Source organism: Bacillus sp. MC1252, assembly GCF_056838025.1.
In genome coordinates, this window is record NZ_CM166369.1 from 1,822,274 (window position 1) to 1,843,988 (window position 21,715).

17 protein-coding genes and 1 pseudogene are annotated in these 21,715 nt (G+C 41.6%); 7 read left to right on the plus strand and 11 right to left on the minus strand.

All coding sequences use genetic code 11. The annotated features are described in order from the left end of the window. From ACYH0L_RS09125 to ACYH0L_RS09135, 3 genes are read left to right on the plus strand one after another with little or no spacing between them, the layout of a single operon-like run. Entirely contained in the window at window positions 1-1,488 is a 1,488-nt protein-coding gene (locus ACYH0L_RS09125; RefSeq protein ID WP_249705533.1) for a spore germination protein, read from the plus strand. A gap of 12 nt (window positions 1,489-1,500) precedes the next feature. Further along, window positions 1,501-2,598, plus strand: a complete 1,098-nt coding sequence (locus ACYH0L_RS09130; protein WP_099727840.1) for a GerAB/ArcD/ProY family transporter — start codon at window positions 1,501-1,503, stop codon at window positions 2,596-2,598. Next, complete coding sequence (locus tag ACYH0L_RS09135; protein ID WP_230030252.1) at window positions 2,595-3,695, plus strand: Ger(x)C family spore germination protein; 1,101 nt, start codon at window positions 2,595-2,597, stop codon at window positions 3,693-3,695. Before ACYH0L_RS09130 ends, ACYH0L_RS09135 begins: the two co-directional genes overlap by 4 nt. Before the next feature lie 44 nt (window positions 3,696-3,739). On the opposite strand, the gene ACYH0L_RS09140 is transcribed toward ACYH0L_RS09135, so the two are convergent. Beyond that, on the minus strand, window positions 3,740-3,970 hold the full coding sequence (locus ACYH0L_RS09140; RefSeq protein WP_099727842.1) for an excisionase family DNA-binding protein: 231 nt from the start codon (window positions 3,968-3,970) through the stop codon (window positions 3,740-3,742). Between the two features lie 164 nt (window positions 3,971-4,134). On the opposite strand from ACYH0L_RS09140, the gene ACYH0L_RS09145 reads away from it, so the two are divergent. Genes ACYH0L_RS09145 through uptA form a run of 3 tightly spaced genes read left to right on the plus strand, consistent with a single transcriptional unit; the run spans window position 4,135 to window position 6,083 of the window. Then, the gene (locus tag ACYH0L_RS09145) at window positions 4,135-4,542 is read left to right on the plus strand and encodes a GtrA family protein (RefSeq protein WP_230030253.1); all 408 of its coding nucleotides are present in this window, start codon (window positions 4,135-4,137) and stop codon (window positions 4,540-4,542) included. 4 nt (window positions 4,543-4,546) lie between these two features. Beyond that, on the plus strand, window positions 4,547-5,428 hold the full coding sequence (gene galU / locus ACYH0L_RS09150; protein WP_482354472.1) for a UTP--glucose-1-phosphate uridylyltransferase GalU: 882 nt from the start codon (window positions 4,547-4,549) through the stop codon (window positions 5,426-5,428). 52 nt (window positions 5,429-5,480) lie between these two features. Next, window positions 5,481-6,083, plus strand: coding sequence for an undecaprenyl phosphate transporter UptA (uptA, locus tag ACYH0L_RS09155; protein WP_099727845.1), 603 nt, complete (start codon window positions 5,481-5,483; stop codon window positions 6,081-6,083). A gap of 39 nt (window positions 6,084-6,122) precedes the next feature. On the opposite strand, the gene ACYH0L_RS09160 is transcribed toward uptA, so the two are convergent. Further along, complete coding sequence (locus ACYH0L_RS09160; RefSeq protein ID WP_482354473.1) at window positions 6,123-6,944, minus strand: uroporphyrinogen-III synthase; 822 nt, start codon at window positions 6,942-6,944, stop codon at window positions 6,123-6,125. A 142-nt stretch (window positions 6,945-7,086) separates the two neighbouring features. Between ACYH0L_RS09160 and ACYH0L_RS09165 the strand changes: the two genes are divergently transcribed. Beyond that, window positions 7,087-7,707: an acetate uptake transporter gene (locus ACYH0L_RS09165; RefSeq protein WP_099727847.1), complete on the plus strand. Its 621-nt coding sequence runs from the start codon at window positions 7,087-7,089 to the stop codon at window positions 7,705-7,707. Between the two features lie 37 nt (window positions 7,708-7,744). Here the strand turns inward: ACYH0L_RS09165 and ACYH0L_RS09170 are convergent, their stop codons facing one another. The 9 genes and pseudogenes from ACYH0L_RS09170 to nirB (ACYH0L_RS09210) all read right to left on the minus strand — a co-directional run bounded on the left by ACYH0L_RS09170 (window position 7,745) and on the right by nirB (ACYH0L_RS09210) (window position 21,546). Next, window positions 7,745-8,761: an LLM class flavin-dependent oxidoreductase gene (locus ACYH0L_RS09170; RefSeq protein WP_099727848.1), complete on the minus strand. Its 1,017-nt coding sequence runs from the start codon at window positions 8,759-8,761 to the stop codon at window positions 7,745-7,747. Window positions 8,762-9,446: 685 nt separating this feature from the next. Further along, entirely contained in the window at window positions 9,447-10,814 is a 1,368-nt protein-coding gene (locus ACYH0L_RS09175; RefSeq protein WP_256498670.1) for an MATE family efflux transporter, read from the minus strand. A 19-nt stretch (window positions 10,815-10,833) separates the two neighbouring features. After that, window positions 10,834-12,318, minus strand: coding sequence for a D-alanyl-D-alanine carboxypeptidase/D-alanyl-D-alanine endopeptidase (dacB, locus tag ACYH0L_RS09180; RefSeq protein ID WP_099727850.1), 1,485 nt, complete (start codon window positions 12,316-12,318; stop codon window positions 10,834-10,836). A gap of 129 nt (window positions 12,319-12,447) precedes the next feature. After that, a complete protein-coding gene (locus ACYH0L_RS09185) occupies window positions 12,448-13,428 on the minus strand; it encodes a pectinesterase family protein (RefSeq protein ID WP_099727851.1) in 981 nt (326 codons plus the stop codon). Between the two features lie 89 nt (window positions 13,429-13,517). Beyond that, entirely contained in the window at window positions 13,518-14,219 is a 702-nt protein-coding gene (locus ACYH0L_RS09190) for a DUF421 domain-containing protein (protein ID WP_099727852.1), read from the minus strand. A gap of 66 nt (window positions 14,220-14,285) precedes the next feature. Continuing rightward, window positions 14,286-14,609, minus strand: a complete 324-nt coding sequence (gene nirD, locus ACYH0L_RS09195; RefSeq protein ID WP_256498673.1) for a nitrite reductase small subunit NirD — start codon at window positions 14,607-14,609, stop codon at window positions 14,286-14,288. Between the two features lie 23 nt (window positions 14,610-14,632). Next, window positions 14,633-17,043, minus strand: a pseudogene (gene nirB / locus ACYH0L_RS09200) (nitrite reductase large subunit NirB). 91 nt (window positions 17,044-17,134) lie between these two features. Continuing rightward, the gene (gene nasC, locus ACYH0L_RS09205; RefSeq protein ID WP_256498674.1) at window positions 17,135-19,273 is read right to left on the minus strand and encodes an assimilatory nitrate reductase catalytic subunit NasC; all 2,139 of its coding nucleotides are present in this window, start codon (window positions 19,271-19,273) and stop codon (window positions 17,135-17,137) included. Then, the gene (nirB, locus tag ACYH0L_RS09210) at window positions 19,270-21,546 is read right to left on the minus strand and encodes a nitrite reductase large subunit NirB (RefSeq protein ID WP_482353979.1); all 2,277 of its coding nucleotides are present in this window, start codon (window positions 21,544-21,546) and stop codon (window positions 19,270-19,272) included. Before nirB (ACYH0L_RS09210) ends, nasC begins: the two co-directional genes overlap by 4 nt. Between the last annotated feature and the right edge of the window lie 169 nt (window positions 21,547-21,715).

Sequence of the window (21,715 nt, forward strand, 5' to 3'; positions counted from 1 at the left end):
ATGCTGAAAAAAAACAAACAACATCAGAAGGACCCGAATTCAGTATTTGAGGCATTATCGCGTTCCTCTGATTTTACAAATGAGTTATCTCGCAGTGAAGGTTTTCTTTATCGAATTTCTTTTTTTCGATCCTTAATCAATGGAAATCTACTACATGAACAAATTCTGCCCTTCATCAAACAATTGCATCTGACACCCACTCTGGAGGAGCTAAAAGAACACATCCCGATTGAACAGGCTGTGATCACGAGTGACCTTCAAGAAGTGGAACAAGCCCTTCATCGAGGCAGTATTGCCATTCGACTCGAGACGGACTGGGCTAAAACGCTTCTTTTGCCGATTGAAGAAAAAAAAGGCAGACAAGTGGGTCCACCTGAGATTGAATTTGGCATTATTAGTGCACAGGAAGCGTTTGTTGAGGTTCTGGATACCAACTTAAACTTGCTTAGGCGACGGCTTCCGACGCCGGACCTCAAAGTGGCCGAAAAGACCGTTGGCACCCTTACTCAAACAAAAGTAGCCGTGTTATATATTGAAGAAATCGCCAACCCGCAAAACATAGAAACCGTTCTTCAGCGAATTGAGGACGTCGATTATGATCAAATTTTAGATGCGAATTATCTGGCTCAAATGCTTTATGATGTGTCCAATACGATTTTTCCATTGTTCTTAAATACAGAAAGACCAGACCGAGTTTCTTCAGGTCTTACGGAAGGAAAAATTGCCATCATGGTAGATGGGTCGCCTCATGTCTTGCTTGCCCCGACGATTTTACTTGAGTATTTTTCAACAATGGAAGATTATAACATGTCATGGATTGCCGCCTCCTGCTTTAGGCTATTACGTATATTTGCAGTGATATTTTCTATTTTTGCGACGCCTTTATATGTAGCCGTTTTAACCTTTCATTATGAACTGATTCCTAAGGATTTATTAGAAACGATTGTGGCCTCACGCTATCTTGTCCCATTTCCGCCGATTATCGAAGCATTATTTTTAGAGATTTCCATTGAATTACTTAGAGAAGCCGGGTCTCGCCTGCCAGCAAAGGTCGGACAGACACTTGGGATTGTTGGAGGGATTGTCATTGGGCAGGCTGCGGTGGCAGCAGGCTTAACAAGCAATATCTTACTCATTATTGTCGCCCTGTCTGCTCTTGCCTCTTTTGTCACACCTATATACAAAATGGGGACTACCATTCGGCTTTTGAGATTCCCTTTTCTTTTCTCGGCACAGATTTGGGGTGCATTAGGAATTGCTATGATGGGATCTTTTCTTCTTACCCATTTAATGAAATTAACCTCTATTGGCCGGCCTTATCTAGAGCCTATTTATCCACTTCGTCTGGCTGATTTAAAGGGCAGCTTGATTCGTCCTCAGCTCCGCTTTTTGAATAAAAGACCGGATAATTTACGTGGAGAAAATAGAACCATTCACCAGCCAAAGCCTAAGCAAGGCCGGAAGGGGAAAAATGATTTTTACGAATAAGGAAGTGAAAGTATGGGCTCTTCTGTTAAAGAAAAATTTCAAATCTCCCCTTTTTTTGTGTTTTTTCTCATCAATGCCAATCAAGTAGGTGTCGGCATTTTAAATTTTCAAACGAATCTTGTTCGTTCAATGAATAATGATGGCTGGATCGCCATTCTTATTTCCGGCATCAGCGTTAATCTGATGATTTTTCTGATTTATTTTATGTTTCGCAAGGCCCCTTCTAATGAATTTGGTGATATTACACAATACGTGTTTGGCAAATGGATTGGGCAATTATTCAATATTCTCTATATCTTCTATTTTTCGTTTTTGTCGTTGACCGTTCTCGTCCATTATATGGATGTGATCCATGTGTGGCTGTTTAAAGAAATCCCCGGTCTTTTGTTTGCGTCTGTATTGCTGCTGCTTGTCTATTACATACATACTGGCGGTTTTAGAACAATCGCTGGCTGGGCTTACTTTAGCATTGTCCTAACGTACTGGATGACCTTTATCTGCTTTTATGTCATGAAATATAGTCACATTCGCTTTATGTTCCCAATGTTTGATCATTCTTTCTCGCAAATCATGGCGGGAGTCAAAGATGCCTCTTTATCCATGTTTGGTTTTGAAACGCTGCTTGTCTATTATCCCTTTATTAAAAATGCAAAAACGTCTCAAAAATTCGCCCATATGGGGGCATTATTGACCACATCCCTCAATTTGCTTGTTTTTCTCGTATCTATTGCGTATTACTCAAGTGCTCAGCTTGAACTCACGAAATGGCCGACATTGACGTTAACTAGCATCGTGAAACTTCCCTTTATCCAGCGCTTTGAATTTATTGAAGTGTCCCTATGGCTTCTACTAGTTATACCAAATATCGCCATTCCATTATGGGCAGCCAGCAGAATGGCGAAACAAGTATTTCATACGAGTCAGCGTATCACGTTAATTGTTCTCAGCGTTCTTATTTTGGTAATGTTTTCGTTTTTTGTCGGAGCTACCTCTTTTGAATCCTTTAACAAATGGGTGGAATACAGCGGATACATGCTTGTATATGGATTGATTGTATGTATGATTATTGGATTGATGCTGAAAAAAAGGTGGGTGAAAAAACGAGCATGAAACATTATGTTCTCGTGGGTCTCATGTTATTTAGTCTTTTCTTAACTAGCTGTGCACAGCCTCGCCTTTTAGATGAATTAAATATCTCTCAGGCGGCAGGATTTGATTTAGTGGAAGATGGAGAAATGAAGGGCTTTTTTGTCTTCCCAGTCTTTAAAAGTGAAGAGCAAGGAAACTATCAAATATTAAGCGCTAAGTCAAATACCATTAGTAATATTCAGTTTCTCGTTTCAGAAAAATCCCCCTTCCCAGTTGTCATGGGACAAGTGCTTGTTATTTTAATTAGTGAAAAGCTAGCAAAAGAAGTCGGGATGATTGATTTGATGAATTACATTTACCGCGACCCTATTATTGGGTCAAGACAAGTTTTTGCAATCGTTGAAGGAGAGGTTGAAGATGTCTTGCACACAAAAATGAATCAAACCAATTTAAATGTTGGTATGTATATTTCAGACCTGTTAGCTCAAAATATGCGAAATGGCAATGAACCGGTCACCAATCAGCACATTTTTATGAACCAGATGCTTGCAAAAGGTGTTGATGCATACCTCCCTTACATCAAAAAAACAAGTAATGCCATCAAAGTCTCTGGTGTCGCACTTTTTAATCAAGAAAAAATGGTAGGTCATATCCCTGGAGAAAAAACGTTTGCATTTAAAGCCATGATTGAAAATCATAAAAACGGCATTTATGAATTTCGATTGAATGATAAGGCGAAGACCCATGTCGTCATTGAAAATATCAAATCACATGCGTCCTATCATATCAAACCAACTGAAAATCTCACAAAAAAGCCTCACATCACCATTGACATCAAGCTTAAAGGTGAATTAAAAGAATTCATGAAGTCCAAAAAAATTGATTCACCTTCGATCTTGCAGCATGTCGAAAAAGAAATTGAGAAGCGTGTGGCTCAGCAAGGACAAGACCTTGTTCAGTCATTTAAAAGGCAAAAAATAGATCCGCTTGGACTTGGTCTGAGGTATCGTTCTAAAGACAAAGCAATGACACCTGAGAAATGGCAGGAAATCTACCCTGATGCGGATGTACAAATCAAATGCCAGATGAAGGTTGTCCAAACAGGAGTTAGCCAATAAAAAAGACTGTGAAAAGGGTCTTCCCTTCTCAGACAGTCTTTTTTTTAATCTTCATCTTTTACATCCGGGTCATCAGGTATCGGTTCATTTAAGATCTCTTGGACGAGCTCTTTGTATTGTTCAAGCTGCTTCATATGTGTTTGAAACTGCCCTTGATAAATCAGGTAAGATTCCCCATCAAATACGTAGCGGATCTTTTTTTGCTGGATTAATTTTTCAATATACGCTTCTGATACTTCTAGGTATTCAGCTGTTTCTGCGATTGTTAAATACATGTATGTGCACCACCAGTTCGTTTCATCTTACAAATTATATCACGAGCTGCTGGAAAAACGGATACAGCCTGTTCATGTTTTTTTCATCTTTTCTTCACTGATTCGTCAACTCCCTTTTGTACAGTATTCATACACACAATTTATAGGAGGTGACCATTCTTCACATGACAAGGAAAAACATTCGAACCTATGCCGCGTTTTCAATTGTAGGAGCAGGCAATACGCTCATTGACTTCATCTTTTTCTTCTTTCTAACGGCCTGCTTTGTACCCCCCTTCCTCGCGCAGTGCCTTTCCTATAGTGCAGGGATGATGAACAGCTATTTTTGGAATCGAAAATGGACATTTCAAGTGAAAAAGAAAGCTGACAAGTGGGAATGGATCAAATGGATGACTGTCAATGGGGCAGCGTGTTTTCTTACCTACTTCGTCTTATATGTCATGCAGCTAGCAGATTTCTCATTATTCATCAGTAAATTGGTCGGCACCCTTCTTGGTCTTATGATCACTTTTACTGGAAGCCGCGTTTGGGTCTTTCAAACAGAAAATCAACAATCAGAAATGGAGCGATGATTCAATGAACATTAAAAAAGCCATTATACCAGCAGCCGGGTTAGGCACACGTTTTTTACCAGCGACTAAAGCACAGCTGAAGGAAATGCTGCCCATCGTCGATAAACCTGCCATTCAATATATTGTCGAAGAGGCAGTTCAATCAGGCATTGAAGATATCCTCATTATTACAGGAAGGAATAAAAAATCGATTGAAGATCACTTTGACCGGTCCATTGAGCTAGAGCAAAATTTACTCGAAAAAGGGAAAAAGGAACAGCTGGCTGAAATCAAGCATATTGCGGATATGGCCAATATTCATTATATTCGTCAGAAGGAACCTCTAGGTCTCGGACATGCAGTGTTATGTGCACGTCATTTTACCGGAAATGATCCTTTTGCTGTTCTTTTAGGTGATGATGTGATGGTATCAGACAAGCCCGCCCTCTCTCAGCTCATGGAAGTCTATGAAGACAAACAAACAGAGGTAATGGGTGTTCAGCAAGTAGATCGTCTAGATGTCAGTAAGTATGGTATGATAAGACCAGCTAGATTAGAAGGGCATGTGTTTGAAGTCACAGACTTGGTGGAAAAGCCAGCCATTCATGAGGCACCTTCCGATTTAGCCGTGATGGGCAGGTATCTTTTAACCCCATCAATTTTTTCTGTGTTAGAAAGAATCGACAGAGGCGCTGGTAATGAAATACAGCTGACAGACGCTCTGAAAGAGATTGCACATCAATCACCCATTTATGCTAGACGATTAGATGGTTTGAGATTTGATGTTGGAGATAAGCTTGGCTGTTTTAAGGCAGCGACTGAAATTGGATTAATGCGTCATGATATGAGACCAGCCATGCTAGCATATATAGAAAGCATACTCATGAGAGAAGCAAAACAAGCATAGGCTCTTATAAGAATGCTTGAAGAAAATCGTATTTAAAGGCAGTGTGAAATGAATGGGAACCTTTTTTAATGAAATTTTAACATGGCTGACAAGCCTTGGTTACGTAGGTGTTGCACTTGGACTCATGATTGAAATTATTCCGAGTGAAATTGTCCTTGCTTATGGCGGATATATGGTATCAACAGGAACCATTGGTTTTGTTGGGGCTGTTATTGCTGGGGTCATTGGAGGCACGCTTGCTCAGTGCTTTATTTACTGGATTGGTCTTTACGGCGGAAGACCTTTTTTAACAAAGTACGGAAAATATTTATTCATCCATGAGCATCATATTGCCACTGCAGAGCGATGGTTTGACCGATATGGAACAGGTGTGGTGTTTACAGCGCGCTTTATCCCTGTTGTGCGCCATGCCATCTCGATTCCAGCCGGCATTGCCAAGATGCCATTTTTCAAATTTGTTCTTTTGACGGGATTAGCCGCTATCCCTTGGTCCATCTTATTTATCTATCTCGGGATGCAGCTCGGGACAAAGTGGGATCACATTCAAAGCGTTGCTCACACTTATACAACACCTATTATGGCCATCGCCATCGTCCTTATCGTTCTGTATTTCATGCTAAAAAAAATGCGTACAAATCGAAAACGGACAATCTAACGAAAACGCCTTCCACTGATTCTGTGAAAGGCGTTTTTGCTATGAGGGTGTCGATTGCTTTTTCATATATTGGGATAATTCCATAATCATTGCACCCATTCTCTCAAGTGACGGGGCAAGAATGCGGTCTATTTCCTCTTCTTTTAAAGCTTCAGCTGTTACTTTTCCGACAGCCACTGCCAGTACTTGCTGCTCAAATAGATTTTGCAGTTCTTCTTTTCTGCCCCATTCTTCTGCTAGTTTAAAAAAGGCATGAACCTGGACAGCGGTCGTAAAACAGACGGCATGGACTTTCCCATCTTTCATTTCTTGAAGCAAGGTTTCAGCAGCCTCTGGTTCAGGAGGCGTGTGCTGATAGGGTAATAGCGGCAAAACATCTGCCCCCTTATCATGTAAAAACTGCATGAGAGCTGGCGCATTTTCGCCGTGAAGCTGAACCATGACCCGTTTGCCTTGAAACTCTTTGTCTTCAAGCTTTGAGATGAGGTCACGAACGGTTCCATCTTCATCCGAAACATCTGGCTGAATTCCGAGTTTTTTGAGAGCAGCAAAGGTTTTGTACCCTCTTGAAGCGATGTGGGCTTTTGATAAAATGTTCATAAATGCTTCTCCGAGAGTTAGTTCTTCTGCACTCTCAATTAATGTATTTGTGCCGATGCCTGTTGTTAAAATCACCCAGTCAGCCCCTTGTTTCACAAAGGTTTCGATGCCTGGTTTTAACTCCTCTTTGGCTAAAAACACTGTTCCTTGAAGAGAGCGAATAACGGCTTGTCCTCCTTGTTTTTCAACAAGTGTACGCATTTCTTCTGTTTTTCTCGTTCCACAAATGGCAATCGTTTTTCCAGCTAAGCCTTTACTCATTCTATCCCTCTTTTTCTATTACATATGATATGTATTAAATATAGATTTATTTGGAAGAGGTTGCAAGTGTCTACTAAAAAAGAGCTTGACGTTTCTGTGGAATTCGAGTATCTTTTGTAAGTGCAAATTGTAGGAGGTCATTATGGAAAAACAGAATGTTCAAGCAATTCGATTATCAATTGCAGACCCAACACCACTTGGTTTGTTTGGTTTAGCAATGGTGACGCTCGTTGCGTCCTCACAAAAACTAGGAATCACAGATGGCACTTCCCTTATTTTACCTTGGGCTATCTTCCTTGGAGGAATCGCGCAGCTTATTGCGTCCATACAAGATTCAAAGCATCAGAATACTTTTGGTGCCACTGCCTTTGGCGCATTCGGTCTTTTTTGGATGGGCGTTGGAACGACTTGGCTCATTCAAGCCGGCGTTTTTGGGAAAACGCTTGCGGGAGCTGCGGATCCAAAACAACTAGGTTTTGCTTTTATTGGTTATTTGATTTTCAGCTTGTTTATGACGATCGGTGCAATGGAAACACATAAAGTGTTATTTTTGATTTTCGTCTTTATTGATTTCTTATTTATCGGTCTTTCCCTTAGCTCGTTTGGTGTGATGTACGATGTGACCCATACTATTGCAGGCGTTTCAGAACTGATCATTTCCCTGCTTTCGTTTTATGGTTCAGCAGCTGTTGTCCTCAATACACATTTTGGCCGTACTGTGCTGCCAGTTGGACAACCATTTCGCATTTTTATAAAAGCATAAATCAAAAAGAACTGCTCTGTGCAGTTCTTTTTGATGCTTATTTTTGTTCCTCTTGAAATATCTCTCCGATGATTTCATAAGAGCGCATTCTTTCTTGATGATCAAACATATCAGAATTAATCATGACTTCGTCTGCTTGAGTGGCTTCAATAAAGGCTTCCAATTCTTTTTTCACCTTTTGTTTATCTCCGATCATTGTCGAACTTAATTGTTCATCAACCATCGCTTTTTCATAAGGACTCCAAAGGCCATCCATACTGTCAACAGGGGCCTTGAGTTTTCCTGGAGTATTGCGAATGAGACTCAAAAACCGCTGATAATGGGAGGTTGCCAAATATTCAGCACGCTCTGTTTGATCAGCAGCAAAAACCGTCACACCCACCATGGCATAAGGCTCTTTTAACACATCAGAAGGTTTAAATGATTGTCTGTACAATTCTAATGCAGGAATTGTATTTTTAGGTGAAAAATGTGCAGCAAAGGCAAATGGCAGCCCAAGTTCTCCTGCAAGCCTTGCGCTAAAACCGCTTGAACCAAGGAGCCAAATGGGAATCTCCAGTCCCTCACCTGGAACGGCCCTTACATGTTTTTTGACCTGACCGGTCGGTTTGAAATATTGCCGAAGCTCTTCAAGCTGCTCCGGGAAATCTTCTCCATTATGAAGATTACGTCTGAGAGCTCTTGCCGTTAACTGATCCGTTCCCGGTGCTCTGCCAAGACCTAAATCAATTCTCCCCGGATACAATGTCTCAAGTGTTCCAAACTGCTCTGCAATGATAAGTGATGAGTGGTTTGGAAGCATAATACCGCCAGAACCCACCCGAATTTTTTCGGTTCCTCCCGCAATATATCCAATCAAAACAGACGTTGCAGAACTCGCAACCCCTTCCATATTGTGATGTTCTGCAAGCCAGTATCTATGATAGCCCCACTTCTCCACCTTTTTTGCTAGATCCATACTATGCTCAAAAGACTCTTTAATGGTGCCGCCTTCTGTTACAGAGGATAAATTTAAAACGGAATATGCAGTGCGCTGTAAAACTGATTGACTCATAAATGATGTCCCCATTTCTGTCAAAAATCATACTAGTTTCATACTTTCAACACCATAACATAAAATCGTTTAACTTTTAAATCATTTGATTCGATGATTTTCGAAATGATGAATTTCTAGGTTTTACTTCCGATTTGAAAATTCGCACATAGAACGAAATATCAACTTTAGGAGGTGGGCAATTTGTATAATCAATTCGATCACAAATGTCCCTTATGCGGTAATATCATGAGAGCAGCCTCATTACAAAAGATCACAGCATGACCTTCCTCAAAGAAAAGACTGTCCATTCGTCAGACAAAAACATCCAAAACAAATCGCCTCAGAAGTAAATCAGCCTTTGTCACATTGCAAAAGGAGAAAAACGTGAAAGCCAAATCAAACAATTGGAAGAAGAGGTTCAGCAGGCCCCGCTGGACCGGCCGGCGGTTTAAGCAATTTAACAGCTGGAAATACGATTTCACTTCAGCTTTTAGGAGCCGTTGTAACAGCTGTTTTGGTAGGCCATGGTGGTGCTGCTGGTGCTACTTTGACATCATACAGCTCAGCTAAACTAAAAAAGAAACGCTTTTTCAGCCTTTCTAAGATTGTTGACAAAGGGCTAAAATGATCTTTATTTTAGCCCTTTGTCTTCTTTTCAGCACTTCGTTTGCGATGGAACAAAACTTCCCAATGTTTAGTGTCGTTATGATTGAACAAGTGCAACGATTTGTTTTTTCTTCCATACCAATCGATAGTAGCCATATTGAAGTAATAAGTTCACAAAGAAAGCTGCAGGATAGCCTATCCAGATTCCCTTGATACCAAGAGATGTATAGTGTGATAGCACATAAGCAACTGGTACTTCAACAAGCCAAATGGAACAAATACTAAAGATCGTCGGCCATAGAACCGTACCACTAGCTCTCATCGTGGCTGCAACGATTTGAGCCGTCCCAAATATGAGATAGCTCCATAGTGTAATGACAACCAAACTATACGCAATATCAATCGTCCCAGGATCTGTTAAAAAGATGGATAAAATCTGCGGTGCAAATATATAGACGAAAATAATGATCAATCCGCCTATGGCGAAGTTTAGTCCCAGCCCAATTTTAATGACATCTTTGAGACGATTCATATTCCCTGCACCAATGAATTGTGCTGCAAAGATAGAGACCGCAATACCAAGACTCACTGCCGGCATCTGTACGTAACTCACGACCTGATTGACAACACCATAGGCAGCTGTCGCCTGTGATCCATAATCGTTTACAAAAGAAATGACAGCAATTTCTGATAAAGAAATGAGAATCATATTCATACTTGAAGGAATACTTAGCTTTAATAACGTTTTTAATAGTTCCCCTTTCATCAATAAATGCTTTCTAACCGACGCATCGATGCGCAGCGGGTGTTTTGTTTTATATAGATAGATATGCAGAATAATGAACGTCACAATTGTTGAAATCACAGAGGAATACGCAGCTCCGTATAAACCAAAAGCCGGCAGTCCGAGCCAGCCGAATAATAAAATTGGCAGCAGCAACATATTCGTTGCGGTGCTAATCATTAAGAAATAAAAAGGCGTTTTCGAATCCCCTGTCCCTCGTAAAAAGGTCGTATAAACAAAATATAGAAATAAGATCGGCATTGAGAAGAATAGAATTCTGGCATATGCTGCACTTTCCTCCACAATATTTGTGGGTGTTCCCATTAGATTTAGGATATCTGTTGCGAATAAACCTCCAATGATAGCTAAAGAAAGTCCGATCAAAAAGGTGAACGAAAGCGTTGTGCCAATAATTTCTTTTAATCTCTGTTCATTTTTTGCTCCATATGCTTGTCCAATTAGGATGGAGCTTCCTGATCCAATTCCAATGGAAAATGAAACGAGTAAAAAGAAAAGCGGAAAGAATGCAGAAATAGCAGCTACTGCATCCTCTCCAATCCATCTGCCGACAAGTACTATGGACACAAGCTGTCCGATTGATTGCAAAATATTGCTTAGCAAAAGTGGAATGAGAAAAATGGACATGGTTTTTACTAAAGATTGATTGTTATCTAACGACATGATGGTTCTCCTTCTCTGTCTAAAGATCCTCAGCTAAGATGCTGACAATACGGTCTTCTATATCCTTTCCTTTTTCGTCATCTACAAGATGGTTTAATAGGATAGAAAAAGCGAGCGTCTTTCCGCTCTGCGTTTCAATATATCCAGAAAGTGTGCTGACCGTTGTTAATGATCCCGTTTTCGCACGTACTTTTTCTAGTGTAGCTGGTTCTTTCAATCTGTTTCTTAACGTTCCTCCCACCATTCGTTCACTTGCCCCTGCTAACGGAAGCGCATGTTCATAGGTCTTAAACCATTTTTTCTTTTGAATGTTTGTTAAAAATAAAGTGAATTGATTTGCAGAGACAAGGTTAATAGGTGATATGCCCGATCCATCTCGCAGCACTGCAAGTGAAGGATCGAAGCCAAAAGCAGGAAGCCGATCATACATCACGTCCAGCCCATCTTCAAAGCTCCCTTTGTTCTTCACTTGTTTGCCAAGTTCCTTAAGCAAAATTTCTGCATGGGTATTGTTGCTTAATTTCATCATTGGGATAAGCAGCTCTGATAAAGGCATAGATGAATGAGAAGCGATTTTCTTGGCTCTTTTAGGAACGTGTTTTGTTTTGAGCGGTCCTTTTACCTGAATCCCTTCAGCTTTTAGCGCTCGTTTCATTAAATCTAAAGCATAGGTTGTCGGCTCCCATAATGCTACCCATTGTCTAGATGAACTTGCTTTAAGCGGAATGGTTCCAGTCAAAGTAATCTTGTTTGTGCCGTGAGAGCGCTTAAAAGAGATCTTCTTTTTTCCGCCTTCTGGCACAGTTTTCACTCGATTGATGACTTGAGCAACATCAGTCTTCGGGATCATCTCATAGGTGGCTTTCTGCCCTGCTTTCTTTCCTGGCTTTACTTCGAGAATAATGGTTCCTGCATCATAATCTTGATTCGGTGAAGCGGTGAGAGCAGATATTTGTGCGCCGTAATATTGATCCTCATCACTCCACGGCAAATCAATGGAATATCTCGTGTCATCAAACCAAGTGTCATCTGCCGCAAGCTGCCCGTGAACTGTATGTATTCCAGCCTTTTTGACTTGTTTGGCAAGTGTTGCAAAATCCTCCTCTAATAAAGTCGGATCTCCAGTGCCGCGAAGATAAAGGTTGCCATGTAACGTTTTCTTTTGAATAGAACCATCCATCCAGATGTCTGTAGAAAATGTGTGTGTTTCTCCAAGTATATCAAGGGCGATGGCTGATGTGAGCAGTTTCATATTAGAAGCAGGAGTTAGACGGATATCAGCTTGATGTTCATAAAGAAGAGAGGTGTCAGAAGTATCGCGGACGCTGATGCCGGAGATGGCGCCCTCTATGTCAGGTGCTGTTCGTATGAATTCGTCTAAAGCTGTGATCCATTTTGATTGATCATCACGAGCTGTGAGTGGTTCATCTTTTACTGAAAAAGGGAGAAATAAAATCGACAGGATACATATTTGTAAAAACATGAACTGTGAAAAACGCTTCACGCAATTCCTCCTTTTTAGGGCAGCAGCCAATTTTAGAAGATTATGTTCATTATACACAAAAGAACGTTTGTTCTCAAAGGTTTTTTAAACAGAAAAGTCAGCTTTCTTTGACGAAAACTGACAAGCCCTTTACCTCTTTTCTGGATTCCAGCCGTCGGTGCCGCTAACGACAGCCTGAACCGTGATTTGACTTGCTTCGTTTTTTGTTAATATCGTTGACCATTTCACCCGATTTGTCACATTACCCCCTGCTCCCGTTGATCCATATTCTTTGTAACGGGCAGTTCTTTCATTGTCACGGTTATTCCAATTATGCCAGCCCTCTGTTTTCATATGATCTTCCATTTTTGTATGGAGAAACGTCACAGCGGAATGAGGTCTCCACGGACGGCCTAAATAAACAGATTGAGCAGCTGCCGTTCCTTTTTTTAGCGTGGAATCAATGAAAACGTATCCGTACCTTTGCGCTTCTGTTGTGGATGCCGCAGTAATATACCCATTTCCAAGACTTTTTATTTCAGCTTTTTTAAACACAGCCGTGGCTGAACCAAAAATGAAATCGACCGTTCCCTCAATATAGCAGTTTTCGTAATATTGCCGGCCAGTGCCTGTTGCATAAAGCGTATCTTGATAGCCAAGGACACGTACTTGCTTGAACGCTGCCCGGTCTCCAGACACATAAAGGGCCACAGCCTGACCTGCATGTCTTCCAGCTGTATTTTGAAAGGTGATATTTTCTGCATAAAAGTCGTTCGCACGAATCATTGTGCTCGAGCTATTTGTCGTGCTGCCAGTGCTTGCATTTGTATCATCATACGTCAGAATCGTCTTGTACTGATTTTCTCCGATAAAGGACACGTACGGCTTATTTTGCGGAAGGAGGATCTTTTCTTTATAAACACCATTCTTCAAAAATATCGTCGTTGGCTGTTGATTGTTTGCTGGAATCGCATCAATAGCGGACTGAACGGTTCGAAATGAACCATTTCCTTTTTGATCGACCACAAGGACACGGTTCGTTTGATTCTTGTGTCCACCTGCTTGAAGTGAAGCCGAGTCCAAAAGGAAGAAAGACAATACCATCACAAGCAGTACTTTTCCATACTGCATCACACATCTCCTCCTTATTTTGTGAACGTTTTCATTGAAGCATTCTTTTTGATCTTATTCATTCACCACACGAAAAAACACCCACCGCGTTATGTTGTGGATGTTTTTTCAGATTTTTCATATTTCATCGCATAAATTCCTTCATTTTCAATCCATTCACAAAATAGGACTTCTTTATAGGAAGAAATGTGCTGCTTTTTTAATTGCCTGCGCAGCCATGTCTCATCAAATCCAGCTTCCTGTAAGTCTTGTCTTAAGATTTCCCCGTCGATAATAAACGTTCTAGGCAATTTGACTTCTTTTCCTTTCACGTTCACATCTTCTGCTGTGGCTGGTGCGTATTTCATTTTCGGAAGAACGCTGACAGAGCCGTCCGTTTCTAAAATCGCATATTCAATTTCGTGAAGAGCAAAATGTCCTTTCGCTCGTATAAGCGTCTGCAGCTGATTTAAATCAAGCATATTCTTCTTCAAGCGATTGTAGCGAATGTTCCCCTTATCAATCACAAGTGTTGGTCTTCCTTCTAAAAGAGCCCGAATGGATTTAAATCTTTGCGAAAGCCATTCAACTGTGTAAATTAAAACGCCCCATATCGCAACAGCAAATAAAATGTGCTGAATCTTGACTTCTGGATCAAAGATGGCGTTTCCGACCATTTCCCCTAAAATCAGCGCAGAAATAAAATCAAACGGCGTGATTTGTGCAAATTGTGTTTTCCCTAATAATTTTGTAATAAAAAATAAGGCGGAAAATCCAATAAAGAGTTCAACTAAAATACTCAAAAACGGCACAGAGCTTCCTTCCTTTCTTGCTGCATTTACTTACAGCATATACATGAAAAGAAGGATCTAAACAGTTTATGAGGGCAATAAAATAAAGACATTTTCCCCCTCAACCAATGTTTCATACGTTTTGACGCATCCGTGATCTGGTGCTTGAACGTTACCTGATGAAAGATCGATTTTCCAATCATGCATCGGACAGAAAACATGATCTCCGCTCACCATTCCTTCAGCCAGTACGCCGCCTTTATGAGGACAGCGATTTTCAATGGCTTTGAACTGCTTGTTAGAGGTTTGAAAAACAGCTAATTCAATTGTATCGGCTGCGACTGTTTTCCCTAGCTGCAGCGGAAAATCTGATATGGTACCAATGTGAACTTTCACAACGGAAACTGTCATCTGATCTCATCCCTTCAATTGATTTATACAGAAGCCGTAGCTTTATGAAACAATTGTCTCGTGTCTTTTTGGTTCTCGCGAAGCTCCCGCCAAGGCTCTTCATACGTTGAAAGTGCGATGTCCATTCTTTGGATTAATGCTTCGCGTTTCTCGTCATCTAAGAGTATGGATTTAATATGATCTAGTCCGAGTCGTTCGACCCAAGCAGACGTTCTCTCTAAATAATTTGCTGTTTCTCTGTAATATTGAAGGTAAGCTGCGGCTATTTGTTCTACTTCTTCTGCTGTACTTACCTTCATCAATAAATCTCCAGCACGTAAATGTGTACCGCCATTTCCGCCGGCGTACAATTCAAATCCTCCATCGATCCCTACAATGCCAAGGTCTTTGATCCCTGATTCTGCACAGTTTCTAGGGCAAGCAGACACGGCCATTTTCACTTTATGTGGGGTAGCAAGTCCTTCGAATTTCTTTTCAAGCGCAATCCCAAGAGAAATGGAGTCCTGCGTTCCGAATCTGCAAAATTGTTCTCCGACACATGTTTTGACCGTTCTTAAAGACTTTCCATATCATAACCAGATGGCATATCCAGATCCGCCCAGACTTTAGGTAAATCTTCTTTCTTTACACCTAGAAGGTCGATCCGCTGACCGCCAGTCATTTTCACAAGCGGTATTTGATATTTGTCGACGACGTCTGCTATTTTTCTCAGGTCGTTTGCATTTGTGACACCTCCATACATACGTGGAACAACGGAATAGGTGCCATCATTTTGAATATTGGCATGCATACGTTCATTCACAAATCGTGAGCTCTTTTCATCTTTGTATTCAAGAGGGTGAAGCATGCCTAAATAATAATTCAGTGCCGGCCGGCATTTTGAACAGCCTTCCTCTGTCTCCCAGCCTAATACATTCATCACTTCTTTGACATGCTGCAAGCCTTTTTCTTTGATTTCATGAATCACTTCATCTCGTGAAAGAGTGGTGCAGGCACAGATGGTTTCTTTTTGCGCTGTGCGGTTCGCATCATCGCCTAAAGTGTGCCATAGAATCTCTTCGACAACGGGCTTGCAGCCTCCGCATGATCGTGAGGCACTTGTACATTGCTTGACTTCCTGAATCGTTGTTAAGCCTTCTTCCTGAATGGCCTGCACAATCTGACCCTTTGATACACCATTACAGCCACAAACGATATGGTCGTTTGCCATGCTCTCTATCGTGCTTTCTTGTGCCAGATCATTTGAGGTTAGGACGGATACCTTTTCCATATCCGACATATCTACACCTTCTCTAATGTAGGAGAATAATCGAGGTCCATCACTTGTTTCTCCAAACATCACGGCGCCTACTAATCGGTTTTGCTGGAAGACTAGTTTTTGATAAATGCCTTTTTGTTCGTCAAAAATCTTAATCGCTTTTTTCTCATCGTTTTCTATAAAATCACCAGCTGAAAACACGTCAACTCCTGATACTTTCAGCTGTGTCGACAGAACGGAGCCTTCATATGGAGCAGGTTTCATGTCACATACATGCTTTGCGAGCACATTCGCTTGGTCGTATAAAGGAGCGACAAGTCCGTACGTTTGCCCCCTGTGCTCTACACATTCTCCGACGGCATAAATGCCTGGGACACTTGTTTCCATAAAATCATTGACGATAATTCCTCGGTTGACTGCAAGACCACTTGTTTCTGCAAGCATTTTACTTGGTTTAATTCCTACTGACATGACGACCAGGTCTGTCTCAAGTGTGGAGCCATCTGAAAATGTTAATCCTTCAACTCTTGTATCTCCTAAAATCTCATTTGTCTGTTTTCCCAACAGGAAGTTCATGCCCTGTGCTTCTAATGCTTTTTGAAGAAGCTGGCCTGCAATAGGATCTAGCTGGCGTTCCATTAAATGAGAACTGAGGTGAATGACGGTCACTTCCATGCCTAAGTTTAATAGACCGCGTGCCGCTTCAAGTCCAAGGAGCCCGCCTCCAATGACCGCTGCTTTTTTATACTTAGTGGAGGCATTCACCATTTTCTCAGTGTCTTGCAATGTACGAAAGGCTGTTACACCTTTTTTATCACTCCCTGGAATTGGCAGGATAAATGGAAGAGAGCCCGTCGCTAAAATCAGCCGATCATAATGCACGGTCCGTCCTTGATCACTAATCACTGTTTGGTTCACTGTATCGATCTTCACGATGGTTTCATTTGTAAACAGCTGAATATCATGATCTTGATACCAATTCCAATCGTTTAACGTAATATCATCTGCCTTCGTATCTCCTTGAAGAACCTTCGATAAAAGAATTCGATTATAGTTAGGGTTTGGTTCACTTCCAAATACCGTCATGTCAAATTGTTCGCTGTCTGTTTTTAAAATGTTTTCAAGCGTTCGAATGCCAGCCATACCGTTTCCAACTAGTACGAGTTTTTCTTTCATGATAAAAACACCCCTCATGTGATCATTTTTTAGAAAATACCATAATCTAAACAAAGATGGAAAATACATGTTATGATTTCTCACATAGTTTTCAATTCATGTAGGCTGACAGCTGTACAGGACAATATTTAAAGCCTGGCATCTTACTGTGAGGATCTAGGTCATCACCAATTAATTGATTAATGGATTGATGTTTGCTCCAGTGAAATGGTACAAACACTGTATCTTTTCGAATGGTGTCTGATATGTGGCATCTCATGATGACACGACCTCTTTTCGACTGGATGATGATGAGCTCCCCGGCCTGAAAGCCATACGTTTTCGCGGTGTCAGGATGAAGCTCTGCATAAGCTTCAAACTGCCGGGCAACAAGAGAGGTACTTTTTCTTGTTTGAACCCCTGTTTGGTAGTGAGCCATCACCCTGCCGGTCGTTAAATAAAGAGGGTATTCTTGACTGACTGGTTCCTTTGCAACCTTTTGCTTGTGCGCGACGACTGCAAACTTTGCTAGACTGTCAGAGTGTGAGAATTCATGTTCAAATAATCTTTCTGTTCCTGGATCTTCTAAATTCGAACAAGGCCACAGTATGCCTTGCTCTTTCCTCAGCCTTTCATAGGTCATACCGGAATAATCAGCTTTTCCTCCTTTCGATGCAGCCCTTAATTCCTCAAAAATATCTTCTGCTGATGAAAAGGAAAAATAGCCGCCTTTGCCTAATACAGCTGCTATGTCACAAATGATTTGCCAATCGTGCTTTCTTTGATGCTTGAGTGGATATGTTGCTTCTCTGAGCGTAACGCGCCCCTCTACGTTTGTCATGGTACCTTCGTCCTCTAAATATGACGAAGAAGGTAAAATGACATCTGCCAGCTCAGCAGTCTCTGAGACAAATAAATCAATCGCCACAAAAAAGGATAACTGCTCGATCGCTTTTTTAATAAAGCTCGCTTGCGGGCCAGATTGAACAGGATTAGAGCACATTAAAAAGAGCGCTTTTATCTCACCTTCCTGCATTTTTTCAAACATTTCAAAAGCAGACACGCCTTTTCCAGGCAGTTCTTTTTCATCGATGTTCCATATTCCTGCGATTTCTTTTCTGTGAACAGGGTTTGTGATATCACGATAACCTGGAAGCTGATCTGCTTTTTGTCCATGCTCTCTTGCCCCCTGTCCATTTCCCTGTCCAGTAATCGCACCGTAACCGCATCCAAAGCGACCGATCTTCCCAGTCACAAGCAGAATATTCAGGAAATTACGAACGGCTGCTGTTCCGTCTATTTGCTGCTCAATGCCTCTTGCGGTGAGAATCATGCCTGTCGATTCTTGGGCAAATTTCCTCGCTATTTTTTGAAGGACTTCAGTCGCCACACCGGTCTGCTCAGCGATGTCTGACAGAGAGATGCGCGAGACATACTCCTTTAATTCTTGGAAACCTGACGTTCGTTTTCTAGTAAATGCTTCATCTATTAAGTTTTCATGAAGCATGATGTGCAATATGCCATTAGCCAGCGCGGCATCTGACCCTGGTTTAAGGCTTACATGTAAATCGGCTAATTTGGCTGTCTGTGTTTTGCGCGGATCGATGACGATAAGAAACGCTCCGTTCTTTTTTGCCTCTTCGATGTAAGGTATGAGGGTTGGCTGACATTCGGCTATATTCGTTCCAACTAATATCAACACCCGTGTATGCTTAATGTCACAAAGAGGAAACGTGAGACCACGGTCAAGTCCGAATGTTTGGTTAGCTGCTGTTGCTGCCGACGACATACATAGTCTTCCATTGTAATCAATGTATTTCGTTTTCAGTGCCACCCTTGCAAACTTTCCAAGTAAGTAAGCCTCCTCATTTGTAATTGATGCGCTTCCGTACACACTGATGGCATCATGGCCATGCGCGAGCTGAAGGGCTCCAATGTTTGTTTTGATTTCGTGAAGTGCCTCCTGCCATGTCGCTTTGACAAATTGTCCGTTTCTTTTGATGAGCGGGTGATTCAATCGTTCCCGGTGCAGTGCGTGCTGGTGTGCATGCTGTCCTTTCATACAAATTCTTCCGAGCGTGGTTGGATTGTGAACGCCAATCGTTTGATAACGTGTTCGACCTTCCATATGCTGCTCGACTAATTGCATTTTGCATTGCATACTGCAAAATGGACATTGGGATGGAAACACTCGCTTTCGCTCTTGCAGTTCTGATTTTTGCTGCGCATATTGTAAAAAAGACTGACTCATACCTTCACATCCTTTTGTCCTACATTCCCTTGTCTGCTTTGGTCAAATTGCTCACAGAGCTCTTCTCTCATGTCCTCATCAAGCAATTTTTCTCGAATGGAAATGTCGCCATACCGGAGAAGCCAATTCCCAATGGATTCCTCAAAGTATGCACTTTTTCTATAATCTTCGAGCAGCGCTTTTAAAAAAGGAATCAGCTCACTTGAATGAGGTAAAGCGTAAAAAAGCTGACCGGCCTTAGGATGACGCACGTCGCCTCCTAAATAAATGTTCCACTCATCCAGCTGTTTCTTGATACAGATGTCATAGATTGGGCCGAGTTTACACGTGCAGGAAGATCCGGTTACATGAATTGATGTGACTGCTGGTAAAAGCGTGTCTTCTAATTGTCTTTCCATCTCCATGACAAGTGTAGTGACAGCTGGCTCGTGACGACAATCACATGAAAGGACATGAGATAGCCTCCTTCTCTCTTTAGGTATGACCCGGTAATGTTCTTTTACGATCTGTGCGGCCTGCTCTGAAACGCCGATGAGCCGAATTCGTTTATGCTCTGTCAGCTCCGCCTGCTGAATCTGATTTTTCTCTAATAAAGAGGTGATGATGTGCAAGAACTTCAGATCAAGACGGCCTCCATATAACTGAGGAATCAATGTATACTCTTGACCGGATGCGCTGTCATTTTTCAGGTGGTCTTGAAACTGCTCGAGATAGTATGGAATGGCTGCTCGACAGGTGTCGCAGCCATTATCTGTTTTCCAATCGAAGTATTTTCTCATTTCCTCTCCATTCACCGGCTGTTGTTTTTTTATAAATGAAAAAATGGTCTGTTCATCTACATCTGTACATGGACAAAAAGAGGTCAGCACTTCCGCTTGTTCATTTGATGATAACTGACAGCAAGCACGGACAAGCTCTTGACAGCCCCCACAGCCGGTTGCTGCCCCTGTCTGTTTTTTGATCTCTTCCAGGCTTGTCAGCTGATGGACCGATATGCTTTTTAAAATGGCTCCTTTTGTAACCGTTTGACATTGGCAGACGAGGTCTTCCATTTGTAATGTATCTAGAGGGGATGGCTGCTCTTCATGAAGAAATTTCATGACCACACTTTTATCACGCCCCACTTTTACATCTTGAAAAAGCTGATCGGCTTTCTCCAGCTGACCAACTAATAAAACGCCTTTTAGGGCATCACGTTCAAACACGAATTTTTTATATACTCCTTGTTCTTCGTCTAAATAGGTCACCACCGAAGTATATGGGGAACGGTTCTCAATACATCCGGCAGAATAGATGGGCATGTCACTTGTTTTTAATGTTGTTGAGTAAATGTGATGAGGTGCATGTGTTATTTGTTCGCCTAATAGATGCTTGGCAAGCACGCTTGCTTGTTCATAAATGGGCTGAACAAGACCGTGCACCATTCCTTTGTGCTCTGCACATTCCCCAATGGCATAAATATTCGGGACATTTGTTTGCATCACGTCATTTACGACAATAGCTTTTCTAGTGTGAATGCCGTGATTTTTTGCAAGCTGTATATTAGGACGGATACCAGTAGTGAAAACAACGAGATCAGCATCCACGATGTCTCCATTTTTCAGTAGAACGCCTTCTACCCTCTCATCTCCTAAGCATGCAATTGTATGGGCATTTGTTTTCACCTGAATGCCTTTACGCGTTAATTGTTGATGTAATAGGCAGGCAGCTGTTTCATCTAATTGGCGCTGCATGAGCCACTCTGTATGATGAATGATGGTTGTCTCAAGTCCGGCAATCTGTATTCCAGCCGCCACTTCCACGCCAAGCACACCGCCTCCGATCACTGCTGCACGTTGATAACGCAAGGAATCAGCGTGAATGGCCTCATAATCATCAATCGTACGAAAAGCGTAAATCCCTTTTTTGGACACGCCCTGAATAGGCAGGAAATAAGGTGATGACCCTGCTGCGATCACCAGCTTGTCATAGGGAATATTCCGGCGCGCATCTGTCATGATGCATTGCCGATTTGTATCGATGTGCACAACTGTTTCCCCTCTGTACATCGTGATGTCATGCCTCGTGTACCATTCTTTTTCCTTTAGTTCAATTTGAGATAATGATTCGCTTTTTTGTAAAATCGACGAAAGTTTTATTCGATTGTAGGCAGGGTGCTTCTCTTTTCCAATGATTGTAATGAAATAGCGTTCTGGTTGCTTTTGAACGATCTGCTCGATACATTTCATACTCGCCATGCCGTTTCCGATAAACACGAGTTTGCGTTTTGCCAAGTGTGATCAACCTTTCTAAGCCTCTTGCTCCAAAACATTAGTATGGCTAGATTATGGCACACAGCTGTAAAAAAGTGTTTATTCATGTCAATTTTTCTAACATAATACTTTCATTACGTTAATGAACCCGCTATCTTTAAGTCAGAAAATTCAAAAATATAGGAGGCGT